Consider the following 15,821-nt stretch of genomic DNA (forward strand, 5'->3'; position numbering starts at 1 on the left):
AAATTCGGCAACGTCGAAATATCATTACCCAACTGCGCCGTCTCCGAGGTGAACCTGTCCCCCGTCAACTGCATCCCATCACCCGAGTCACCCGCAAACCGGATCACCACCCGGTCCAACTGACGGACCTCGGTGGCGGCGGTCGTCCCGCCCTCCGTCGGCTGCCCGTCGTCGTACCATGCCGTCGAGGTCATGGGCGATCACGTCCCTCTCTCCTGCGCGCGGCGCGCACCACCACGGCGCGGCACCCGGACGCGACGGGACCGGCACCCGGCCCGGCGGCACCCCCGCCGGTCGTCACGCCGTCGGTGCCGCGGCTCGGGCGCCCGTACCGCCGGGGTCGGCGACCCCGTCGTCAGCCGGCGGGGCCGCCGACCGCGGCACGCGCCGGTGAGCGCGTGCGACCACACGTTAGGTTCCGCCTCCGGCGGTGCCAACCCTAAGCACGGTAGTTCCACCCCTGGCCGTGCCAACCCGTAGCGAACCCCTACCCGGGCACACCCCCACACCGGCGGGCGACGGCCGGCACGATGGGTCCATCGGGGACGTTGCGGGGCCCGCGCCTCGACCCGACATGGGACACTTGTATACATGGGCGAGCTGACCAGCGGCGCAGTGGCCGAGCCAGGGTCACCGCTGCGGCCGGGTGATCCGGAGCAGGTCGGGCCCTACCGGTTGCGCAGGCTGCTCGGCTCGGGCGGCATGGGGGTGGTGTTCCTGGCCGAGGCGTCGGATGGAGGCCGGGTGGCGGTCAAGCTCGTCCACGACGAACTGCGGTCCCGACCGGAGTTCCGACGGCGCTTCGCCCGGGAGGTCGCCGCCGCCGGCCGGGTGGCCGACTTCTGTACGGCCCGGGTGCTCGACGCCGATCCACAGGGACCGGTCCCCTACCTCGTCACCGAGTACGTCACCGGGTCGTCCCTGCACGAGCACGTGGCCCGGCACGGCTCGCTCTCCGGCCCCCAGGCCGAGGCATTGGCGGTCGGCGTGGCAGCCGGGCTCACCGCGATCCACGCCGCCGGGCTGGCCCACGGCGACCTGACCCCCCGCAACGTGCTGCTGTCCCCGTTCGGGCCGAAGGTCATCGACTTCGGCCTGGCGAGCCTGATCGAGGCCCTCGACCCGACCACCGGTCCGTCGTACGGCACCCCCGGCTGGTTGGCTCCGGAACGCCTCGCCGGCCTCCCCCCGGCCCAGCCCGCCGACGTCTACGCCTGGGGCATCCTCGTCGGCTGGGCCGCCACCGGCCGGCTGCCGGTCGACCCCCGGGTCCACCCGGCCGACGGCCCCGACCTGAGTGGACTGCCCGCCGGCCTGGCCGCGGTGGTCGCCCGGGCCCTGCGCGCCGACCCCCGGCAACGACCCACCGCCCGGGAGGCGATGCTGGTCCTGGTCGGCAGCGCCGACACGGCGACCATCCGGTCGGCGCTGGAGCCGGTGGCCACGACCACCGAGCAACTCACCGGCACCCGGTGGTATCCCGCCGCGGGGCAACCGGCCACCCTGCGCGCTCCGGCGTCACCGCCGCATCGGCCGCCGCCGTCCTGGGCGGCGGTGTCGACCGGGGTGGTGGCGGTGCTCGCCGCCGTCGTGCTCGGCGTCGTCGCGCTGCGCCAGGCCGACCAGCGGGACACCCCGGTCGCCGGCCCGGGTCCGGCCGCGCCCGCCAGCACCACGCCGAGCCCGAGCCCTTCGCCCTCCCCCAGCCCGTCCCCCGCCACCGCCAGCGGGCAGGACGGGTCACTGGAATTCACCGTACGGGGGGTGCACTGCGGGCAACGTGAGATCGGATTCTGGCCGCTGACCCAGAAGGCGGACGGGGTGTTCTGCATGGTCGACGTCGACATCGTCAACAAGGGCACCAAGGGCACCATCGTCTGGCCGCTCAGCCAACGGCTGGTCGACGCCGACGGGCGCGGTTACACGCCCGATGCCCGGTCCCTGCTCTACTATCCGGACACCCAGCGGTTGACGAAGAACATCAAGCCCGGCGCGGAGGTCAGCGGGTCGCTGGTCTACGACACGCCGGTCGGCACCGAGTTCCGTCAGCTCGTCGTGCACGACACGCCCCTGAGTGCGGGCACCACCATCGACCTACCACCGTGACCGGGAGAGCCGGAGAATATGGACGTCGCCGTCGCCATAGGGCTCACCGGACGGGCACTGACCCGGGCCCTGTACGCCACCGGACGGGGCGTGGTGCTCGTCGCCACCGCCGCGCTCAGCCTGGCCCTCTTCATCGTCACCACCCTCGCCACGGCGTTCATCCTGCTCGGCGTCGGGGTGCTGCTGCTGCCGGTGGTCACCCCGCTGGTCCGCCGGCTGACCGGGCTGTGCCGGAAGATCGCCACCCGGTCCGGGGTCCCGATCGCCTCGCCCTACCTTCCGCTGCCACCGCTGGAACCGGGGATGTTCGGCTGGGTGCAACGCTGCCGGTCCATCCTCACCGACCCGGCGACCTGGCGTGACCTGCTGTTCCTGCTCCTCAACGCGCTGGTCGGGTTCGCGCTCGGGCTGTTGCCGCTCACCCTGCTGGTCTACTCGGTGGAGGGGCTGGTGCTCTCCACCGGGTTCTGGATGCTGATGCGCGAGTCCGGGGTGAACTTCTGGTACGGCTTCACCGCGCTGGACTCCTGGCCGCATGCGGCACTCGGGGCGCTTGTCAGTCTGGTGCTGTTCGGGATCTGGGCGGCCGCCACCCCACACGTGATCGCCGGACACGCCCATTTCGCCAGATCGCTCCTGGGGCCCAGTGAGCGGTCGGTGATCGCCTCCCGGATGCGGCACCTCTCCGAGACCCGGTCAGACGTGATCAACATCCAGGCCACCGAGCTGCGCCGGATCGAACGGGACCTGCACGACGGCGCGCAGGCCCGGCTGGTCGCGATCGGCATGAAACTCGGCGCGGCCACCCGGCAGCTGCGTACCAATCCGGACGCCGCGGAGACCCTGCTGGTCGACGCGCGCAACGCCACCGCCACCGCGCTGGAGGAGCTGCGCTGCCTGATCCGGGGCATCCATCCACCGGTTCTCGCCGAGCGGGGCCTGGAGGACGCCATCCAGGCCATCGCGCTGGAGAGCCCGATCGAGGTCGAGGTCACCACCGACGTGCCCGGCCGGTTGGCCGCCCCGGCGGAGTCCGCCGTCTACTTCGCCCTCTCCGAGTTGCTGAACAACGTCGTCAAGCACGCCAAGGCCGACCGGGCCAGCATCGAGCTGTGCCACGAGGACGGTCTACTGCGGGCGGTGGTGATCGACAACGGTCAGGGCGGCGCGGACGCCTCGCTCGGCACCGGTATCCGGGGCATCGAACGACGCTGTGCTACGTTCGACGGGACGCTCGTCCTCAGCAGTCCCGAAGGTGGGCCGACCGTCGCGATCCTGGAGCTGCCGTGCGCGTTGTACTCGCCGAGGACCTCTTCCTACTGAGGCAGGGAATGGTCCAGCTCCTCGAATCGTACGACTTCGAGGTCGTCGCGGCGGTCGACAACGGTCCGGCGCTGCTCGACGCGCTGGTGACCCTGCGCCCCGAGGTCGCGGTGGTCGACGTGCGACTGCCTCCGACGTTCACCGATGAGGGCCTCCAGGCTGCCCTGGAGGCTCGTCGCCGCTACCCTGGCCTGCCCATCCTGGTGCTCTCCCAGCACGTCGAGCAGTTGTACGCCAAGGAGCTGCTCGCCGACGCCAGCGGCGGCATCGGTTACCTGCTGAAGGACCGGGTGCTCAACAGTGACCAGTTCGTCGACGCCATCCGACGCGTCGCCGACGGGGGCACCGCGATGGACCCGCAGGTGATCTCGCAACTGCTGGCAGGCAGGTCCCGTCGGGAGCCGTTGTCCACGCTCACCCCACGCGAGCGGGAGGTGTTGAAGCTGATGGCCGAGGGATGTTCGAATACGGCCATCGCGCAGCGCCTCATCGTCAGTCAGGGCGCGGTCGCCAAATACACGACAAGCATCTTCACCAAGCTCGACCTCACCCCGGCGGACGACAGCAACCGTCGGGTGCTGGCCGTGCTGGCGTACCTCAACGGCACCCGCGCCGACGTCTCCTGACGCCCCGGCCAAGCGGTGTCACCGGTCCGCCAGGCGGCGGTGACGGCGCACCGATCGCCGTCCACCGCAGCACCACGCGACCATGCGGAACGCCCCCGGTCGGTCGACCGGGGGCGTTCCGCATGGTGCTTCCCACGCTACTCGACGGCGACGGCAGCCTCCGCCGGCCGGGAGAACATCGCCCGACGCCCCGGCAGCAGGGTGGCGGCGAAGGTGAGCGCCGCCGCACCGGCCACCACGCCGATGTAGATGAAGATCGACCCGGAGGGGACGGGCCGGCCCAGCACCACGGCGCTGAACGGCAGCAGGGTGACGATGGAGGCGATGGTCCCGAGGATGACCCCGATGATGGTGATCATGCCGGCCTCGACGCCGAGCATCTGCAGCGCCTGTTGCCGGGTGGCGCCGATGAGCCGCTGCATGCCCAGCTCCCGACGGCGACCGGCGGTGGCCACGATCAGGGTGTTCGCCACCGAGATCATGGTGTAGCCGGCGACCAGCGCGACGAGCAGGTAGTTGACCCACGCCAGGGTCTTGGTCCGCTCGGCGAACGTGGTGATCGCGTCGCGCCCCTCGATCAGGGTGCCCGGCTGACCGCCTACCTTCTCCCGCAGCTCGGCCGTGAGCGCGGCCCGGTCGGTACCGGGCGCGGCGGTGACCAGGATCTGGCGGGCCAGCCCGGTGGTGCTGTGGGCGGCGAGCAGTTCGGCGGGGAGCATGATCGTCTCGTACCCCTCCTTCGCCGGGTAGAGCGCGACCACCCGCAGGTCCACCGCCGACCGGTCGCCGAGCCGCAGGGTGATCTGGTCCCCGACACCGATGTCGAGGTTCTTCCCGGCGACCTCGGGCAGCGCCACCGTGTTGCCGGTGAGGTCGGTCAGGTTGCCGGCGCTCGTCCGCACCCCGGTGATGGCAGCGGCGCTGGCCCCGCTCACCCCCTGCAGGGGCCACGGCGACTCGACGTGCGACCCGTCGTACGGCTTGTTGATCCAACCGGCGCTGGTGACGTACGCGGACACCGCCTCGACGCCCGGCGCGGAGCGGAGCGTCTCGACGGTGTCGGCGGGGAACCCGCCGGTGGTCGAGCTGAGCACCGCGTCGGCGCGGAGGTTGTCGGAGTAGTAGCGCTCGGCCGCCTCGTTCTGGGTGGTCTGGAGGTAGAAGTTGGCCAGCGCCAGGCCCACCGCCAGCATGATCGGGGTGACCGCGGAGGCCACCCGGACCGCGCGGACCCGCACGTTGATCGTGCCGAGGTAGCCGGCGAGCCCGAAGAACGCCCGCGCCGGCACACTGAGCATGGCGGCCAGCAGCCGGGTCAACCCCGGGCTGATCAACGCGATGGCGATCGCCCAGCACATCACCGCCGGCCCGGCGGTCGCCGAGGCCACCGCCCCCCGCATCGCGATCGCCGTCACCAGCAGGAGGGCGAACCCGCCGCCGAAGAAGAGGATGGAGAACACCACCCGGGGCCAGCTGATCCACTTGCGCTGGAGGGCGGCCTCGGCGATACCTGCGGTGGGCCGGGTCTTGGCGGGACGCCGACCAGCGACGTTGGCGGCCATCAGCGCGGCGAAGATCCCGACGATCGGGCCGATCAGGTATGGCAGGAAGCCCTGGTGGAACTCGACCACCGGCGAGATCACCCCGGCCTCCGAGACGATGTGGTGCAGCAGCGGCCCCAGCACCACACCGGGCACGACGCCGAGGATCGCCGCACCGACCGCGACCACAAGCGCCTCGCGGCGCACCATCTTTCGGATCTGCCGGGGTGTCGCGCCGATGGAGCGCAGCAGCGCGATCTCCTTCTGCCGCTGCTGCACCGACAGGCCGAGGGTGCTGGCGACCACGAAGATCGCCACGAAGACCGTCATGCCGGCGAAGACACCGGCGAGCGGGATGAGCTGGGCCTGCCCGCCGACCGCCTCGGGGAACTCGGCCGCGCCGCGGTCGTCACCGGTCAGCACCACCAGCTTGCGGTCGGCGAGGGTCCGCTCGATCCGACCGCGCAGGGCGTCCACGTCGGTGCCGGGCTTGGCCACCACGCCGATCGCGTCGGCGCTGCCGGTGTGCGGGTTGAGTCGCCGTTCGTCGTCGCCGGAGAAGAACAGCGCCGTCTGGTCCGCCTCGACCGGCGGGGTGGCGATGCCGCTCACCTGGTAGGAGGAGGCGATTCCGCCGACCACCACGTCGACCCGGTCACCGACCTTGACGTGGGCCAGCCGGGCCACCGCCCGGTCCAGCACGACCTGGCCGGCCTGGGCGGGCGGCTGCCCGTCGAGCTTGTACGGCCCGAGCTGGGCCGACTCCCAGCCGTGGCCCAGTGACTGGGTGCCGACGATCACCGGAGCGCCGTCGCGGACCACGGTGGCGGCGAAGGACGCCTCGGCGACCGCCCGTTCGACCCCGGGCACCTCCTGGATCCGGTTCACCAGGCCCGGATCGATCCAGTAGCGTTCGGCAAGTGGCACGGACTTGATGTCCTTGGTGTCCTGCGGGTCCTTCTTGGGCACGCCGTAGGTCTGCTTGCCGCTGACCACGACGTCGGCCGCCGCCAGGCGCTGCGGTGGGACGGCCAGCCGGATGCCCGTCTCCATCAGCCCGCCACAGGCGACGACCAGCGCCACCCCGAAGAAGACCGCGATGAACGTCGCGATGAACGCGAGCTTGCGGTAGCGCAGGGTGCGCCACGCGAGGTACGTCATCAGAAGCCACCCCTGCCGGTGGACTGCGGCGCCCGGTTCTGCTGCCAGGCGGTCAGGTGGGTCATCCGCTCGGCCACCACGTCGGCGGTCGGCGCCTCGAGCTCACCGATGAACTGGCCGTCGGCGAGGAACAGCACCCGGTGCGCGGCGGCGGCGGCCACCGGGTCGTGGGTCACCATGATGATCGTCTGGCCACCGCTGGACACCGTCTCGCGGAGCAGCTGCAGCACCTCGATGGTGGTCTGGGTGTCCAGTGCGCCGGTCGGCTCGTCGGCGAAGATGACCGCCGGCCGCATGATGAGCGCCCGCGCGATCGCGACCCGCTGCTGCTGACCGCCGGAGAGCTCGCTCGGCAGGTGCTTACGCCGCTCGGCCAGCCCCACCCGGCCCAGCACCTCCACGACGGAGTGCCGGTCGGGCCGGCGGCCGGCCAGTCGGTACGGCAGGCCGACGTTCTGCTCGACGTTGAGCGCCGACATCAGGTTGAACGCCTGGAAGATGAAGCCCACCCGTTCGCGGCGCAGGATGGTGAGCTGGTTTTCGTTCATGCCGCTGAGTTCCTTGCCGTCCAGCACCACCGAGCCGGACGAGGGCACGTCGAGCCCTGCCGCGCAGTGCAGGAAGGTGCTCTTACCAGAGCCGGACGGCCCCATCACCGCGGTGAAGCTGCCCCGCGGAAAACTCATCGTGACGCCACGCAGTGCCTCGACCCGGTTCTCACCGCGCCCGTACGTCTTGCGGACGTCCCCCAGACGGACCGCGTCGACGGTCCCGCTCATGGGCATCCGACTCTCTTTATTCCTGTTCACCTCATGCTCCCCGCAGAAGAACGTCGCCAGATGGCGGTGGGTATGTGACAACCGTATGGATCTGGCGGGCGCCGCTCTATGGAGCTAATGACCCGAAGCGGTAGGCCTAGACCTACACTCCGGGGTCGGGTTCCCGCACCGCCCGCAGGGGCTCAGCTCGCCTGTACCGCCGCGGACTCCCACTGCGACCAGGAGCGCTCGGCCCCGCTCGGCGCGACCGCCAGCAGCCCGGCCCCGGTGGCGTCCATCGGGAGCCCGAGTGAAAGCTCGGTGCGCCGCCGGACGTTCAGCTTCCGGTAGACCCGGGTGAGGTGCTGCTCGACCGTGCTCACCGTGATGTACAGCTTCTTGCCGATCTCCCGGTTGGTGTGGCCGAGTGCGGCCAGCGTGGCGACCCGCTGCTCGGCGTCGCTGAGCCGGGACAGTTCGTCGTGCTCCGGTGGGGCGTCCGCCTCGTCGGCCCCCGTCACGTCACCCCCGGGCAACAGCCGGCGACACAGCGCCTGCGCCTGGATGTCCTTGGCCAGTTGCATCGCGCTCCGGGCCACCACCCGCGAGGTGTTGAACTCCCCGCGTCCGTAGTGCGCGCTGCTGAGCGCGGCCAGGGCGAGGAAGAGCTGGTAGCGGTCGCCGGCTTCCTGGAGGAGGTTCGCCGCCTGGCGCAAGGTGTCGACCCGTTGTCTGACGTCGAGCGCCGACCCGAGCAGCCGCAGCGAGATGCCCCTGGTCCGGGCGTTCGCCGCACCGGGCCGGGAGAGCTGCTCGGTCACCATGCCCCGGGCCCGGTCGGGCCGGCCCGAGCGCAGGTAGACCTGGGCCAGGTCTCCCCGCCAGGGCAGCAGGGTCGGCAGGTCCAGCCCCCACTGGGTGGCCAGTTGCCCGCAGGTCTCGAAGTCGGCGAGCGCGGCGTGCGCCCGTCCCCCGGCAAGGTGCAGGTGGCCCCGGGCGCGCAGGTACTGCGGCCAGAACCAGGTGTCGCGCATGGCATCCGGAATGACGTGCTTGAGTAGCGCCTCGGCCTCGTCCAGCTTGTCCATGCCGATCTTGGCAAGCAGCAGGTTGGACAGCGGCGAGCCGATAGCGACACCCCAGTTGTGCGGTGACATCGCGTCCAGTGCCTCGCGGGCGAACCGCTCGCTGAGCGGCAGGTCGCCCTGCCGCAGTGCGATGTGCGACCGGACGTCGGACAGGATCGCGTGCCAGGTGGTGGCCCCCCGCGCCCCGGCCTCGACACCGAGTACGTCGCACCAGTGCACCGCCCGGTCCATCCGGTCGGCGTAGACAAGCGTCTGCAACGCGCACAGCGCCGACTCCAGTCCGACGTCGACCAGCAGGTGGCTGCCGAGCACCTGTTCGGCACGGGCGATCACCTCGTCGGTCACCCCGTCGGTCAGCACGGCGGTCAGCGACGGGGTGGCCGAGCCGAGTACGCCGCCGGGCCGGGCCGCGACGGCGGCCGACCTGACGCCGGGAGTGGCGTCGAGTTCGGCGAACGCGACCGGGAAGTGCAGCCGCAGCCACTCGGCCCACCCCTCCAACTCGGCGGCGGTGGTGGCGTCCAGTTGCTGCCGCACGTCGCGCAGGTGTCGCAGCGTCTCCTGGGCCTCCTGCCGGTGGCCGTGCCAGAGCTGGTAGCGCAGCAGCGCCACGGCGTGCCGCTCGGAGAGGTGCCCGGCCCGCAGCGCGTCGCGCTGGGACTGGAGGTGCTGACTCACCGCTGCCGGGTTGACCCGCCACTGACAGTCGGCAAGCATCGCGGTCAGGGCCGCCCGACGAGGGGCGTCGTCACACATCTCGTGGGCCAGCTTGAGCGACTCCACCGCGTCCTCGACACGGTCCTCGGCGAGCGCGTGGGTCGCCGATTCCTGGAGCACGGTGACCGCCCAGGGCTCGGCGAGACCGCCTGACGCGAGCAGGTGGCCCCCGATGGCCGAGGCGGGCGCGCCCTCGGCGTGCAGCAGCTCCGCCGCGCGGGCGTGCATCTCGGACAGGGCGTCCGGGGCCAGGTCGTGCAGCACCGCAGCGCGCGCCGCCGGGTGACGGAACCGCCCCGCGTCCAGCAGACCGGACGCGGTCAGCGCGTCGAGCACCCACTGGACCCTGGCCGGCTTGCTGGCCAGCAGCCGGCCCAGCAGCGCCGGGGTGGCGAGGTCGCCGAGCAGTGCCAGCCCGTGGGCCACCTCCAGGATCGCCGGGTCCCAGCGCCGCAGGCAGGCCAGGACCGCCTGGCGGAACTGACCGCCGACGACCACCTCGGTGTCGTCCGCCGAGCCGGCGGCCCGCCGGTCCTGCCCGAGCGCGTGCAGCAGCAGCGGGTTGCCACCGCTGATCCGGTGGTACGTCGGAGCGAGCTTCGCGGCGGTGTCCCGGTCCGTCCAACCGCCCAGCAGCTCGGCGACCCCCGGCTCGGACAGGGGTGACAACTGGATGTTGCAGAAGCAGGCGTGCCGGGTGAGCTCGGCGCGGAACTCGGGGTTGAACGGCTGCGGTTGGGGCGACTCGGTGAGCACCAGCAGGATCTGCGCGGCGGTGAGCCGGCGTTGCAGGTAGAGCAGGGTTTGCAGGGTGGTCTCGTCGGCGAACTCGACGTCGTCGACGAGCAGGACGAGCGGGCGGTCCCGGGCGATGTCGAGCAGCTCGGCACACATTCCGCGCACCGCGGTGATGTCGGCGACTCCCTCGACCGTGGTGGCCCCGAGGTCGATGAGCGTGTCGATGCGTCGCAGCGCCTCGGCCGGCAGGGGCACGCTGTGGAACAGTTGCCCCATCACCGCGGCGGGCAGCAGCCGCTCCGCCCGTGAGCAGGCGGCGCTCAGCACCAGCCCACCGGCCGCGGCGACGTGGTCGGCGAAGGCCCGCAGCAACTCGGTCTTGCCCGTGGCACCGGGGCCGCTGATCAGTGCGACCCGCCCCCTGCCCGTGGCGCTTCCGGAGTAAAGCTCCCGCAAGATGTCAAGCTCGCGGCTTCTCTCCACGAATTCCACCCGTCTCCCCCCAGGTCAGCGATGACGCATCGAACGGGGCGCTGCCGCCTGGCGGGACAGGCCCCCGACGAAACCGTTCGACTCGATGCCACGCGGTCCGCCGAGGCCCACCCGGCCCGCTGACCACGTCAGCCCGCAAACCGGGTATTTCAATGAAGATGGTCAATTGAATGACGGCTTTCGCCGCGCCTCGACGGCGAACACAGCATACATAGACACCCGTACAAGACGGTAGTGGGGTGGTGATACTTCGTCACCGATATTACGCACGGGGGTGGCGTTTGGCCGGTTCTCGACGCCGGCCACAAAATTACCTATCAGTAGCCATTTCATGATCCAAAAACTCCCCCACGCCTCCGACCTGCACAAACGGCCGCAGAATCCACCGTTCCGCAGGCCGCTGACCTGCAAAAGTACCCCGACAGAGGGTTCTTAACGGAATTTTTATGCCAAGACGGCCTTGGTCACCACCGATCCCAATGAGCTCGTCACACCGACACCGAACGGTCGATGGACAGCAAATCGGGCAAAATACTCTTGAGGAAAAATTGAGTTTCGGCGAGGAGACGGAGCTATTACAGACACAATTCAAAGGTCTGGTAATCCTGTCGACCTTGCGACATCGACGCAGGGGATCACAAATACGACTTGCCGGGTCCGAAAAGTGGCCGCCGGTTGACGGGCCGCTGAAATCTAGTCGCGGGCCGGCGAGTTAGGGGTCGCCTCCGGGTATACCCAGGCCTTCCTTGCCGCCAGGCTGGAGCTATCCGAGGGCAGTGACGCACAACACGATGTCGGAAGCGTTTCCGCCCCCAGCCGAGGAGGAAAGCGTGGACGATCTCACATCGGTGAGCAACGCGCGGCGGTTCAGCGACGTTCGCGGCGACGACCGATTCGACGTGGTGCTCGAGGGCGGCCCGGTCGGTCTGCCGGCCACCGCCCGGGCCCACAGCGCGCAGGCCGGCACCGGCCGGATCAAGGTGCCCTACCTGGGCGGCTACGAACACTTCGAACGCTCGGGTGACCACGACGGCCTCGACGACGACGCCTCGCGGGTGGTGGTCTTCCGTTGGACCATGCGGACGAAGATCGCCGAATGACGACACGGTTGATGGGGGCACCGGCCACCAGCGCCCCCGTCGACCGTCCTGTGGATCAGCCGGTCGGCGCGCCGGGCAGCAGCCGTTCCAGCTCGGTACCGATCAGCCGGATCACGTCGGCGGCATGGTCGTTCAGGTAGAAGTGCCCACCCGGATACACCCGTACGTCGCATTCGCCGGTGGTGTGCAGCCGCCAGTCGTGCGCCTCGTCCAGTGTGGTCATCGGGTCGTCGTCGCCGGTGAGCACGGTGATCGGGGCGTCCAACCGCTGGTCCGGGTCGGCCCGGTAGGTCTCCACCGCCTTGTAGTCCCCACGCACCGCGGGCAGGATCATCGGCAGCAGCTCCGGGTCACCCAGCACCCGCGGGTCCGACCCGCTGAGCCGGGCCAGTTCCCGCAGCACCCCGGCGTCGTCACGGGTGTGCACGTACTGCTCCTGTCGGACGCGGGACGGGGCCCGGCGGCCGGAGGCGAACAGCCGCACCGGCGGTCGGCCGGTCTCCCGCTGCAACCGCAGCCCCACCTCGTAGGCGAGCACCGCGCCCATGCTGTGGCCGAAGAGCGCCACCGGCCGGTCCAGCCATGGCCGCAGTGCACCGAACACCCCGTCGGCCAGCGCGGCGATGGTGTCCAGCACCGGCTCGTGTCGGCGGTCCTGCCGGCCCGGGTACTGGATCGCCAGCACTTCGACGGTGGGCGAGAGTGCCCGGGAGACCGGGAACAGGTAGCTGGCCGAACCACCGGCATGCGGCAGCGCCACCAGCCGGATCGCGCTGGACGGCGCGGGATGGAACCGCCGTACCCACAGGTCGTTCTCTAGCGTTGCCGTCATCACTGGTCCTCTGGGGATCGGTGCTGCGGGCCCGCCCCGCAGCGGGACGTCTGCAGCGGGACGTTCCCGTGCCGGCCCCACCGGTGGCGGGTCGCCGGGTCGACCTGCCCATCGGCGACGCGGACCGACCGGGCGTACCGGGGCTCGCCCGGGGGTCGACGTCGACGGGGCGTCCGCGCCGGCGCGTCACCCGGGACCGTCATCAGCACTCCCCTGCCGGTCAGCTCGGGCGGCACGGCGTACCGGCGTGGTGCCGTCGCCCGTCGACGAAGTCGAGCGTAGGAACAGCCGGGAGACCGGGGCAACCCCTAAGTAGATGGTCGGCCCCCTAGCCCCCGACCGGACGGCGGGCGCACGGGACGACGTTCCCGCACCGGACGGGAACGTCGTCGTCAGCCCGGGGACGGTGCGGTCAGGCCACCGGATGGGCCGGCCGGGGGCTGGCCGGGGCTGCCGACTCCGGTCCGATCCGGATTTCGGTGCCCGGCGCGGCATCGGCGCGGCCGGTGCCCTCGGCGACCGCCACCGCGTCGACCGGGGCGGTGGCCGGGGTGACGTCGGCGGTGGACGACGGGTCGGCGGTGGGCGTGGTCACGGGGTCGACCGGCCCGCCGGGCGTCTCCTGCCCGGGCACCGACGTGCCCACGTTGCGCAGCAGCACGGCTGCCAGGACCGCCGTCACCAGCAGGATGCCGGCCGAGACGACCGCCACGGCCCGCAGCTCGTCGGCGAAGGCCGCGCGGGCCAACGCCGCCAGCGTGTCCGCCGCGGTGGCGGAGAGCGTCCGGCTCTCCTCGACCGCGCCACCCAGGGTCTCCCGGGCGGTGGCCCAGGAGTCCGCCGGCACGCCGTCGGGGGCCGCGCCGGAGAGCTGCTGCCGGTAGACGAACGTGCCGATGCTACCGAGGATCGCGACGCCGAGCGCCGCACCGAACTGGCTGCCGGTCTCGGAGAGCCCGGCGGCGGCGCCGGCCCGCTCCGGCGGCGCGGTGGAGACGATCAACTCCGCGCTCAGGGTCAGCACCATCGCGATGCCGCCCGTCATCAGCGCCTGGCCGACCACCACCTGGGTCAATCCCGCCTCGTCGCCGACCTGGGCGAGCACCAGGCAGCCGACGGCCCCCACCAGCAGGCCACCGGCGGCGACGTAGGCCCGTCGGAAGCGCTGCGCCAGCATCGGGGCCAGCACCGCCGCGCCGACGCCCGCCGCGCCCGCCGCCGGCAGCGACCAGAGCCCGGCGCGGAACGGGCCCAGCCCGAGCACCAGCTGTAGGTACTGGCTGATGAAGAACATGAAGCCGACGAGTGCGAAGTTGGCAAGCACGTTCATCACCACCGCCGCGCTGAAGGCCGGGGCGCGGAACAACCGGACGTCGATCACCGGCTCGGCGGCCCGCCGCTGGCGCAGCACGAAGAGGGTCAGGAAGATCAACCCGGCGACCACCCCGGCCACCGGCGGCCAGTCCCACCCGTCCTCGGCGAACTGCTTGATGCCCCAGATAGTCGGCAGCACCGCGACGAAGGCCAGTACCGTGCTCAACAGGTCGAGCCGCCCGGCCGCCGCGTTGCGGAACTCGGGGAGCAGCAACGGGGCGAGAATCAGCAGGAGCAGCATGATCGGCACGTTGATCTCGAAGACGGTGCCCCAGGAGAAGTACTGGAGCAGGGCGCCCCCGGCCACCAGGCCGATGACGCCACCGGCGGAGAAGCCGGCCGCCCAGAGCCCGATCGCGGCGCGACGCTGGTTCTCGTCGTGGAACATGTTGCGGATCAACGACATGGTCGACGGCATCAGGGTCGCACCGGCGGCGCCCATCACCGCCCGGGTCCCGATCAGCATGCCGGGACTGGTGGAGAGGGCCGTGGCCGCTGATGCCACACCGAACACCGCCGCGCCGATCATCAGCAGCCGACGGCGCCCGATCCGGTCCCCCAGGGTCCCCATCGGGATCAACAGGCCGGCCAGCACGAAGGCGTAGACGTCCGTGATCCAGAGGAGCTGACTGCTCGTCGGTTCAAGGTCCGCCGTGATGAACGGTACGGCGTACGACAGCACGGTCATGTCCATGCTGATGATCAGTGTCACCATGACGAGTACCGCGAGACCGATCCACTCGCGGCGGCCGGCCTTTGCCTGCGATGTAGCCATGGCGGAAAGCTAGCATCGGATCTATACGCACGTATACATCCGGTGGGTGAATTAGGGGGTGGTTCCGAGCAGGGTGGTTCCGAGTAGGGTGGCGCCGTGGGTCATCGGGAACGCCTGCTGGCAGGGGCCAGGGTCTGCCTCTACGAGCGCGGCTACACACGCACCACCGCCCGCGACATCGTCGCCGCGTCGGACACCAACCTGGCGTCGATCGGGTATCACTTCGGCTCCAAGGAGGCGCTGCTGACGGCCGCCCTGGTGCAGGCGTTCGAGGACTGGGGCGCCGAGATCGACCGGGTGCTGCGCGACGGCACCCAGCCCGACCTGATGGACCGGTTGGAGTCGATGTGGACCGGCCTGGTGGAGTCGTTCGGCACGCACCGGCCGCTCTGGGTCGCCGGGATCGAGGCGTTCGCGCTGGCTGAACACCTACCGGTGCTGCGCGAGCAGCTGGCCGAGAGCTACACCCGGGCCCGCCCGGCGCTTGCCACCTTCGTCATCCAGAACGGCGGCGAGAACGTCACGGAAGAGACCCGCAAGGCCCTCGGCTCGTTCCTGTTGGCGCTGATGATCGGGTTGACGGTGCAGCGGCTGCTCGACCCGGCGGCCGCCCCGTCCGGCAAGGAACTGGCCGACGCGCTGCGGCTGATCGTCAACACGGTCAACGACTCGGCCGGCGACTGAACCCACCCGGGACAGGGGTCGTTCCCGTCCCTTGCGGACGACCGGCCCGACCCAGAGGGGTCGGGTAGGGGTGGTCACTCCACCCTCACCAGGCCCGCGCGGAGCAGGTCCTCCAGCCAGACGTCGAAATCACGCCGGGTGACCACCGGATCTGCCGCCCACTGTCGGGCGAGGACACCGGCCGCGCGTTCCGGCGAGCCGCCCTGCTGCTGCAACGCGATCCACATGGCCGCGGCGGTCGCCCCGAACCGGTACCGCAGTCCGTCCCGCTCGCAGGTCAGCTCCAGCTGCCCGCTCCGGGTGACCTTGGCGACGATCCCCTGTTCGAGTCGCACCCGCATCCTCCCTGCCTCCCCGTGTCCACCCTGGTGGCACCTGCGGTGAACCGATTCGTCCATCCGCCCCGGCCACTACCGTACGAGGTCGCAAGGTAACGCGACACGGTCGTGGACCCACATCGAAGGTGGACAAATACCCACCCTTCCCCGGGGAGGAAGCCCGAGGTC

At 71.1% G+C, this 15,821-nt stretch carries 12 protein-coding genes; 5 read left to right on the top strand and 7 right to left on the bottom strand.

The features are described 5' to 3' along the window. The coding region (locus tag AC0AIB_RS13830; RefSeq protein WP_465096789.1) for a hypothetical protein at positions 1–194 on the bottom strand (194 nt) is incomplete at its 3' end. A 397-nt stretch (positions 195–591) separates the two neighbouring features. On the opposite strand from AC0AIB_RS13830, the gene AC0AIB_RS13835 reads away from it, so the two are divergent. From AC0AIB_RS13835 to AC0AIB_RS13845, 3 genes are read left to right on the top strand one after another with little or no spacing between them, the layout of a single operon-like run. Then, positions 592–2,106, top strand: coding sequence for a serine/threonine-protein kinase (locus AC0AIB_RS13835; protein WP_465096790.1), 1,515 nt, complete (start codon positions 592–594; stop codon positions 2,104–2,106). Between the two features lie 18 nt (positions 2,107–2,124). Then, the gene (locus AC0AIB_RS13840) at positions 2,125–3,429 is read left to right on the top strand and encodes a sensor histidine kinase (RefSeq protein ID WP_328338391.1); all 1,305 of its coding nucleotides are present in this window, start codon (positions 2,125–2,127) and stop codon (positions 3,427–3,429) included. Further along, positions 3,393–4,055, top strand: coding sequence for a response regulator transcription factor (locus AC0AIB_RS13845; protein WP_328338392.1), 663 nt, complete (start codon positions 3,393–3,395; stop codon positions 4,053–4,055). The genes AC0AIB_RS13840 and AC0AIB_RS13845 overlap by 37 nt, the downstream gene beginning before the upstream one ends. A gap of 137 nt (positions 4,056–4,192) precedes the next feature. Here the strand turns inward: AC0AIB_RS13845 and AC0AIB_RS13850 are convergent, their stop codons facing one another. The 3 genes from AC0AIB_RS13850 to AC0AIB_RS13860 all read right to left on the bottom strand — a co-directional run bounded on the left by AC0AIB_RS13850 (position 4,193) and on the right by AC0AIB_RS13860 (position 10,550). Further along, complete coding sequence (locus tag AC0AIB_RS13850) at positions 4,193–6,757, bottom strand: ABC transporter permease (protein ID WP_328338393.1); 2,565 nt, start codon at positions 6,755–6,757, stop codon at positions 4,193–4,195. Next, the gene (locus AC0AIB_RS13855) at positions 6,757–7,566 is read right to left on the bottom strand and encodes an ABC transporter ATP-binding protein (protein ID WP_328338394.1); all 810 of its coding nucleotides are present in this window, start codon (positions 7,564–7,566) and stop codon (positions 6,757–6,759) included. Before AC0AIB_RS13855 ends, AC0AIB_RS13850 begins: the two co-directional genes overlap by 1 nt. A gap of 152 nt (positions 7,567–7,718) precedes the next feature. Next, positions 7,719–10,550: a helix-turn-helix transcriptional regulator gene (locus tag AC0AIB_RS13860; RefSeq protein WP_328338396.1), complete on the bottom strand. Its 2,832-nt coding sequence runs from the start codon at positions 10,548–10,550 to the stop codon at positions 7,719–7,721. 830 nt (positions 10,551–11,380) lie between these two features. Here AC0AIB_RS13860 and AC0AIB_RS13865 point away from each other — a divergent pair. Then, a complete protein-coding gene (locus AC0AIB_RS13865) occupies positions 11,381–11,650 on the top strand; it encodes a DUF5988 family protein (RefSeq protein WP_328338398.1) in 270 nt (89 codons plus the stop codon). Positions 11,651–11,705: 55 nt separating this feature from the next. Here the strand turns inward: AC0AIB_RS13865 and AC0AIB_RS13870 are convergent, their stop codons facing one another. Next, positions 11,706–12,482: a thioesterase II family protein gene (locus AC0AIB_RS13870; RefSeq protein WP_328338400.1), complete on the bottom strand. Its 777-nt coding sequence runs from the start codon at positions 12,480–12,482 to the stop codon at positions 11,706–11,708. A gap of 412 nt (positions 12,483–12,894) precedes the next feature. After that, positions 12,895–14,631 (bottom strand): MFS transporter, encoded by a 1,737-nt coding sequence (locus tag AC0AIB_RS13875; protein ID WP_328338402.1) that lies wholly within the window; start codon positions 14,629–14,631, stop codon positions 12,895–12,897. Between the two features lie 96 nt (positions 14,632–14,727). On the opposite strand from AC0AIB_RS13875, the gene AC0AIB_RS13880 reads away from it, so the two are divergent. Next, positions 14,728–15,315, top strand: coding sequence for a TetR/AcrR family transcriptional regulator (locus AC0AIB_RS13880; protein ID WP_328338404.1), 588 nt, complete (start codon positions 14,728–14,730; stop codon positions 15,313–15,315). A 74-nt stretch (positions 15,316–15,389) separates the two neighbouring features. On the opposite strand, the gene AC0AIB_RS13885 is transcribed toward AC0AIB_RS13880, so the two are convergent. After that, entirely contained in the window at positions 15,390–15,656 is a 267-nt protein-coding gene (locus AC0AIB_RS13885) for a PqqD family peptide modification chaperone (RefSeq protein ID WP_328338407.1), read from the bottom strand. Between the last annotated feature and the right edge of the window lie 165 nt (positions 15,657–15,821).

This window comes from Micromonospora sp. DSM 43699 (genome assembly GCF_055517075.1).